The organism is Streptomyces sp. H27-H5, assembly GCF_026627505.1.
Taxonomy (GTDB): domain Bacteria; phylum Actinomycetota; class Actinomycetes; order Streptomycetales; family Streptomycetaceae; genus Streptomyces.
In genome coordinates this window covers 1-7121 of record NZ_JAPNLK010000188.1, presented here as the reverse complement: position 1 = coordinate 7121, position 7121 = coordinate 1, and the positions used below count along the sequence as shown (strand labels likewise).

Annotated in this window: 6 protein-coding genes; 4 read left to right on the top strand and 2 right to left on the bottom strand. The window is 65.6% G+C overall.

Annotated elements, in window-relative coordinates:
* Positions 1–378: 378 nt before the first annotated feature.
* Both OTB19_RS40945 and OTB19_RS40940 read right to left on the bottom strand, forming a co-directional pair.
* Positions 379–2205, bottom strand: coding sequence for a hypothetical protein (locus tag OTB19_RS40945; protein ID WP_267803949.1), 1827 nt, complete (start codon positions 2203–2205; stop codon positions 379–381).
* A gap of 328 nt (positions 2206–2533) precedes the next feature.
* Positions 2534–2881 (bottom strand): hypothetical protein, encoded by a 348-nt coding sequence (locus OTB19_RS40940; RefSeq protein WP_267803948.1) that lies wholly within the window; start codon positions 2879–2881, stop codon positions 2534–2536.
* Between the two features lie 540 nt (positions 2882–3421).
* On the opposite strand from OTB19_RS40940, the gene OTB19_RS40935 reads away from it, so the two are divergent.
* The 4 genes from OTB19_RS40935 to OTB19_RS40920 all read left to right on the top strand — a co-directional run bounded on the left by OTB19_RS40935 (position 3422) and on the right by OTB19_RS40920 (position 6948).
* Positions 3422–3718 carry a hypothetical protein gene (locus OTB19_RS40935; RefSeq protein ID WP_267803947.1) on the top strand — a complete coding sequence of 99 codons (297 nt, stop codon included), beginning with the start codon at positions 3422–3424 and terminating at the stop codon, positions 3716–3718.
* A 28-nt stretch (positions 3719–3746) separates the two neighbouring features.
* Positions 3747–4999 (top strand): IS3 family transposase gene (locus OTB19_RS40930; RefSeq protein ID WP_267803946.1). Its coding sequence is split into 2 segments (ribosomal slippage): positions 3747–4029 and positions 4029–4999, totalling 1254 coding nucleotides; the frame shifts between segments, so codons are not numbered across the junction.
* A gap of 80 nt (positions 5000–5079) precedes the next feature.
* Positions 5080–5673, top strand: coding sequence for a hypothetical protein (locus OTB19_RS40925; protein WP_267803945.1), 594 nt, complete (start codon positions 5080–5082; stop codon positions 5671–5673).
* Positions 5674–5808: 135 nt separating this feature from the next.
* Positions 5809–6948: a Fic family protein gene (locus tag OTB19_RS40920; RefSeq protein ID WP_267803944.1), complete on the top strand. Its 1140-nt coding sequence runs from the start codon at positions 5809–5811 to the stop codon at positions 6946–6948.
* Positions 6949–7121 lie beyond the last annotated feature (173 nt).

The following is a 7121-nucleotide window of genomic DNA, read 5'->3' as shown; positions in this document are numbered from 1 at the left end:
CAGCGCGGCCAACTCCTCGTACGAGGGCAGCTGCGGCGGGGCATCGGTCACAAGGTCAATCTACCGGCCCCGCAGGACCACCTCGCACCACATCGCCGCAGCTCACCGGCCGTCCAAAACAGTCACCTCTCTGAGGGACGATGGGAGTGGGTGGTCTCGAAGCAAAACATGGAAAAGGGCAGATCAGAGGGGGTGGTGGAGGTGCCCCCTGTAACACTTGGTTTTACACATGGTTTTACACCCTGTGTGCGAACTCTAGGTTCCGCACAGGGTTGTCGCGGCCGGAACTCCGGCCGTTTTACACCCTGTGTGCGAACTCTAGGTTCCGCACAGGGTTGTCGCGGCCGGAACTCCGGCCCTAACTCATGAGCTGTCCGTCTACGCAGCGGCGCCCAACTCTGCCAGGTAGCGGCGATCCCTCAACTCGACGACTCGCGCCTTCTGCTGTGCCGGCGTCAGGGCACGGAACCTCGCCTGCCACTCCTCACGACGGCTCTTCCGTTGCTCCGCCGACAGGCTCGACCACCAGCCATCACGACGCTTCTGGTCGCTCGCTGCACGCCTCTGCAGAGCCTTCTCGCGCTGCTCCTCCCAACGCCGGTGCAGCTTCTCCCTGGTGGCCTTCCAGGCGCTCCTGAAGGCCCTCCGCTCGTTCTCGATCCGTGCTGCCGTGGCTTCCTTCCGCTTCTTCATCGACGGGGTCTCACGGGCGGCCTGGCCTGTCAGCTCCCACTCCCCCTGCTCCGTGCGGCGGGCTACACGGAGCTCCAGCAGGGCCTCCAGTCCCGTCTCCACGTTGGTCAGCTGGGCACGAGTCGGTTTGGGACAGGGCGTGTAACCCGAGAGGTGGTAGAGCTCGGGCACCGTCAGGGGGCGGGGGTGGAGGGCGAGGGTGACAGCGAGGGTGTACCAGGAGCGGCTGCGGGGGGGCGGGGGAGTGACTACAAGGTGGCTCAGTTTTTTCAGCTCAGCACGGAAGTCGAGAGTCAGCAGGTTCAGGCTGAACTCGTCCGACGCCTCAGTTCCCGATGCCTGGTCGTACTCGCGCGTCTTCACGAGCACCCCGTCATCCACCAGCTGCCGGAGGACTTTGGAGATGGTGTTACGGGACTGGACGGTCTCCTCCTCCACGTCTCGCTGAGGGAGCGGGCGGCAGCCAAGGCCCTGGCGGGCCATCCGGTCACCGATAGCTCCGAGCGTCTTCTCTGCGCTGTGCCTCATGGCCACGGTCCAGCCGCCCCAGTGGAGTTCTCGGACGCCCGCCAGCAGTGGCCCCACTACGCGCTTCCAGCGGTCCGCCGGCGAGTTCTTGGTACGGCTGCCGCGCTGGCTGTCGACGTACTCAGCCGCCGGGTTCCAGCAGTGCTTCACCCACCAACGGTGACCGCGCTGACGGGCACGGGCGAAACCGCGGTGGCGAACGTCGTCGACGACCTTCCACGCGGTCTCGCCGTCATACCCCGCGATGATGAGTCGGGCAGTAGACAGCAGTTCGCTGAGAGACCGGTCTCCGTAATAGTCGGCGCCCGGGTTGCGGAGGCGCTCCCAGAACTCCCCTGACGGGATACTGGAGAAGCTGCGCCGCCACGGAGTTACCGGAGTTTCCTTCTGCAGAACTGCGCCTCGGCGGCGGATGCCGCCGTGTCGCGGCAGATTCTCTGCCCACGCGGGAAGGGTGTTCTTCGCCATCTCGATGAACTCGGGGAGTTCCACGCGGCCGCTCTTACGATGCGGTGCCGACAGGGGACGAAGGGTGCGGCGCCAGTCGATCTGCCGGGCCGTCGCGCCCCAGTGGGTACGGACAGTGTCGACGGTCAGCTTGAGCGCGTCACGCGCAGCCTGGGTAGGGAGAACGGCGATAAGGTGCCAGCGTCCTGCTCCACCTCCAGAACGGCGGGTGAGGTACCAGGCTCCAAGTTCTTCAGCTCGGTCCGTCAGGTGTTCCAACGCGCTGGTGCTCCAGTCGTCGTCGTCTCCGTCAATGTCGACGGCCACGACGCTCTCCCGGAGCGTCGCCACGTACGAAGCTGCCTTGCCAGCGCGGACGAGTTCGGCAGCCTCGCTCAGGAAGCTCAGCGGCCGGTCGGTGACAACCTTCGAGTTGCCGCTGTCGATACAGAAAACGGGAGCGGCGAACAGCAAGTCGTCCAGAAGGAGGGCTGCCAGACGGGCTCGCTCTTCCGCAGTGGCGGAGTCTTCGCCCACCAGACGGTTCAGGCTCGGCGGGGCAGTGAGAGCGAACAGCGGTTCGATGAACGCTGTCTGACGGGGAACGGAAACAGCACCTGGCATGCCTGCGCTCGGTGTGCGTGACACACCGACTTTAGGCATGGGGGTGCCGGCCCGGGGACCTGTGGCTATGATGTCTCCAGAACTGAATGACGTCAGGCAGCACAAAGCCCGCATCGGGCGGATCGCCAGACGTCAGTGAGATAGAGGCGCTGGTCAGCCCACCTGGCTACCAACCTGTTGCTGACAGTGCCTCGGGTTTCAGTTTTCGTATGGCCCCGCGGGACAAGCCCCGGGGCGTGTATCAGCTAGTCGATATGCCCCCTGAGAGGCCACCCCGAGGGAGGGGTTTGTCTTCTGCCGTCTCGGGCGGCCGAACTGACGCGCCCTCGATCTCCTTCTTCACCATCTCGGCTGCTGTCGCCCAGTCCAGGGGCTGGTCGCCTCGGAGCACCAGGTGTTCAATGACGGCGCCAATGAGACCGGCGGCAGCGAGGCGGGGGTGAATCTCCCGCAGCTTGGGCATCAGCTCTTCTGCCACAACTGGGGGCAGGTTGACGGTGATGCGCCAGTCCTTGCCGGACGCAGGGTCGTAGGACGTCTCACGATTCGTGAGCATCCTCTGATTTCCAGTCCCGGCCATGATCCCCATCCTGCCACCTCGGACCCCTTCCGTGCATCACGAATCACGCGTGTCGAGGCACTTTTTTCCCGCGTGTCGCTCCCACCTCAGCCGGAAATGTCATATGTGATCACGGTTCGCCCTGGAACGTTGTCTTCGTGGGGCTCGTCAAGGCGGCAACACAGGCTTTCCCCCGTGAGGATGACGGACGCTCAGGTATGGCGTCGCGGTGGTACGACCCCGCCTGGTTCGCGGCTGCTCCACGCCCATGCCGTCGCTGCCGTTCGGACCGCAAGGACCCCTGAGGGGTGGAGTCTCTGACCCAACGCGTCAACCTCGATCTGCCGTGACGTCACCGAAGCGGGGGCATGGGGCCGGCTGGGAAGAGACACGTCATGCCAAAGCGCAACCGCACGGTCCAGCGGGCCGCGTCCCGTCGGCGGCGGGAGTCGGGCAACCATGTGAGTTACACCGCGGCCCGAGCAGAGATCCGAGGCTCCGTACCGCCTGCGGGGTCTGTGCTCGACGAAGCGCATTGGCGGGCCCTTGGCCTCCAGCTGTTCGGTACGGATGACTGGATGCGGTGGCGCGTCGTCTGCTCTGGCTGCGGCTTCATCCAAGGCCCGGGACATCGCCGGGTACTACGTGCGCCTCGCCGTGATCCAGGCCCAGGGCTTCGTGGTGCTGGCCAAGGCCCGCCAGGCGCTGTCGCTGCCGCCTGTGGACTACACGCCGATCCTCAAGGAACGCCTCCAGATCCAGGTCGCGATCGTCGAGCGGCAGCTGACCCGCTACGACAGGACCCCCTGGAACACTCCCAGCCCCTACCAGCCGAACGGCACCACTGAACCGTTCCGGGTTCGGTAGGGACTCGATCATTTGAGAGGATCGAGTCATGGCACGTCCTTCCCAGTACCCGCTTGAGCTGCGCCGTCGTGCGGTGCGCATGGTCGCCGAGGTGCGGCCCGACTACGACACCGAGTGGGCCGCGATGAAAGCGGTCGCCGCGAAGCTCGGCATCGGCACGACCGAGACGCTGCGCAAGTGGGTCCGCCAGGGCGAGATCGACGCCGGTGCCCGGCCGGGGACGACGACAGAGGAGTCCGCGCAGATCAAGGCGATGGAGAAGGAGATCGCCGAGCTGAAGCGGGCCAACGAGATCCTGAAGGCGGCGGCAAGTTTCTTCGCGGCCGAGCTCGACCGGCCACACACACGCTCGTAGCGTTCATCGACGAGCACCGGGACCGCTTCGGCGGAGTCGAGCCGATCTGCCGTGTTCTGACCGAGCACGACTGCAAGATCGCCCCGTCCACCTACTACGCCCACCACAAACGCCTGACGGCACCCTCGGCCCGCACCGTCCGGGACACCGAACTGAAGATCCTGATCCAGGAGGCATACGACGCCAACTACCGTGTCTACGGCGCGAGGAAGATCTGGCGGCACCTGAACCGCCAGGGCCAGACCGTGGCCCGCTGCACCATCGAACGCCTCATGCGCGAGCTCGGCATCACCGGCGCCGTCCGCGGCAGGAGAGTGATCACCACGATCCCGGACCCCTCCGCTCCAAGGGCGCCGGACCTGGTCGACCGCGACTTCGTCGCCAGCGCGCCGAACCGCTGCTGGGTCGCCGACTTCACCCACGTTGCCACGTTCTCCGGCGTCGTCTACGTCGCCTTCGTCGTGGACACCTTCTCCCGCCGGATCGTAGGCTGGTCCGCCTCGACCACGAAGCAGACCCGGCTCGTCCTGGACGCCCTGGACATGGGACTGTGGCAACGCGATCGCGACCAACACCCGCCCCTTCCAGGCGAATTGGTGCATCACTCGGACGCGGGATCGCAATATACGTCCTTCACGCTGGCCGAGCACTTGGAGAAGGCCGGCATCGCCGCCTCGATCGGATCGGTCGGCGACGCGTACGACAACGCGCTGATGGAGTCCACGATCGGCCTCTTCAAGACCGAGGCGATCAAGCCGCAGCGACCCTGGCGCTCCCTCGCCCAGGTCGAGCTGGCCACCGCTGAATGGACCGACTGGTACAACCACACCCGGCTCCACGGTGAGATAGGGCACATCCCGCCCGCCGAATACGAAGCCAACCACTACCTGAGCACCACGAAAGCCCAGGTCACAACCAACATCTGAGATCTCTACCGAACCCGGAACGGTTCACCACGGTCGAGACCGACCTGCACCCCACCTCGGATCCCAAGCCGACCCTGCACGTGACGACCTCCAGCAACACCGAGGTCATCGGCGCGGTCTACGCCGGAACCTGGCGGCATATGGCTGGCCAGGTCCTGCCTCCCGACACCCTCTCCTTCCTCGCCGGCAAGGCCGTCCCCGGCACCTGGGACATCGACCCCGACACCGTGACCCTGCAAAAGGTCGGCAAGAATATGCCCGAATTGCTCACCCAGACCATCCTGAAGGACGCGGACGACAAGGACTACTCGGTCGTCCGCTACAGCGCCCACCCCTACGCCCTGGACCCCGGATACGCCATGGTCGGGCTGCGGTTCTCCACCGTTGACAAGGCCCTGTACATCGAACCGCTGGTCGCCCTGTACGACGTGGAGACCGGCACCACCTCCTGGAACGGCACCACCGGCCAGCTGTGGGCCGCCGTCGCCAAGGAGCCGATCGTCCCGTCGGTCTACCGCCTGCCCGAGTCCAGGAGGTACGCCGCCCGCTCCCTGCCCCAGGACGCCCGCCACCCGAAGCCCATGATCGCCACAGGACTGCGCCTGTCCATGCACCTCAATGCCGACGGCCTGCACACCGCGTTCGCTCCTACCAGGGGCTTCACCCATGTCTGACGCCAGGTCACCATGACGCCTTCGGACCCCCGTCACGCACCGCAACCGTCAGGTTGCCGAGAAGACCTCAATATAATGGATATGGGGGTGACGCAACTGGTTGACGCGATGATTCAGTCATGGTGTTATTGATTCATGCTGTACGAGACGCCTGAACTGGATGACGAGGACCGCCGCGTTCTCGATGAGATTGAGGAGATGCGGGAGCGGCTCCGGCATCAGCTCCGCGCGCAGCCGCGCTGGCAGGGACAACTGCGCCGGAACCTGACAGCCCGTGCTATCGCCGGCTCGAACACGATCGAGGGCTACGCGGCGACCGTCGACGACGTCGAGGCTCTGATGTCGGGCGAAGAGCCGCTGGAGACGGAGGAACGCACCAGGGTGGAGTTGGAGGGCTACCAGCGGGCGATGACTTACATTCAGGCGCTCTCTGATGCGGGTCCCGGCTTCCGGTACGACGCGGGCCTGCTCAACGGACTCCACTTCATGTTGCAGGGCCACCATCTCGACAAGCGGCCCGGCCGCTGGCGTGACGGCCCCGTGTTCGTCACGAGTCCCGACGACCCGCTCGTTCCCGCCTACACTGCCCCCGATGAGGCGCAGGTGCCGGGATTGACGGGGGAACTGATCGACTGGCTCAACGAGGGTGACCTGGACGCCTCGGTTCACGTGCGGGCGTCGATGGCGCACCTGAACCTTGTCAATATCCACCCGTGGAAGGACGGCAACGGGCGCATGTCGCGGTCGGTGTCCACTTTGGTATTCGCGCGTGAGGCGTTGATGCCGCCGGAGTTCTCCTCGATCGAAGAGTGGTTGGGGTATGGGCGCAATACCTATGGCTACTACAACGTGCTGCAGCGGGTGGGCGGCCCGAGTTGGAATCCGAAGCGGGACACGCACCCGTGGATCCGGTTCTGCCTCGGTGCCCACCATCGTCAGGCGCAGGTCGCCCAGCGCCGGACCGACCTCCTCGCCCGGGCGTGGATCCGCCTGGGCGAGGAAGCTGCAACGGAAGCTCTGGACGAGCGGGTCGTCTACGCGCTGCTGCCCGCATTCTGGGGTTCCCGGGTCCTTCGCACCGTCTATCAGCATGATGCTGAACTCTCCGACCAACAGGCGATTCGTGACCTGCGCGAACTGGTCCGCCGCGGCTGGCTGGTCGCGCATGGCCAGACCCGCGCCCGGACCTATGGCGCCGGCTTGCGCATCGAGCAGGTTCAGCAGGATGTACGTCAGTCGCTGGACCCCTACATCGATCCCTACGAGCGGCGCTGACGGCAGGCTCTGATCTCATCCACACCCCCGTCCACGCCTCCTGGCTGGTAACTGTTTAGGGGTTTCCGCTGGTTGTGGGCAGCATCCATGGCCGTCCGGCGAAGAGGTCGCGTAGGGCGGTGAGGGGGTTGATGCCGTGTTTGCGGACGGTGGAGATGTAGGAGCGGATCCGG

Bases quoted from the DNA above. Each gene is read 5' to 3' on its own strand.
- OTB19_RS40940 (WP_267803948.1), bottom strand. From the start codon at position 2,881: ATGGGGATCATGGCCGGGACTGGAAATCAGAGGATGCTCACGAATCGT.
- OTB19_RS40935 (WP_267803947.1), top strand. From the start codon at position 3,422: ATGACTGGATGCGGTGGCGCGTCGTCTGCTCTGGCTGCGGCTTCATCC.
- OTB19_RS40920 (WP_267803944.1), top strand. From the start codon at position 5,809: ATGCTGTACGAGACGCCTGAACTGGATGACGAGGACCGCCGCGTTCTC.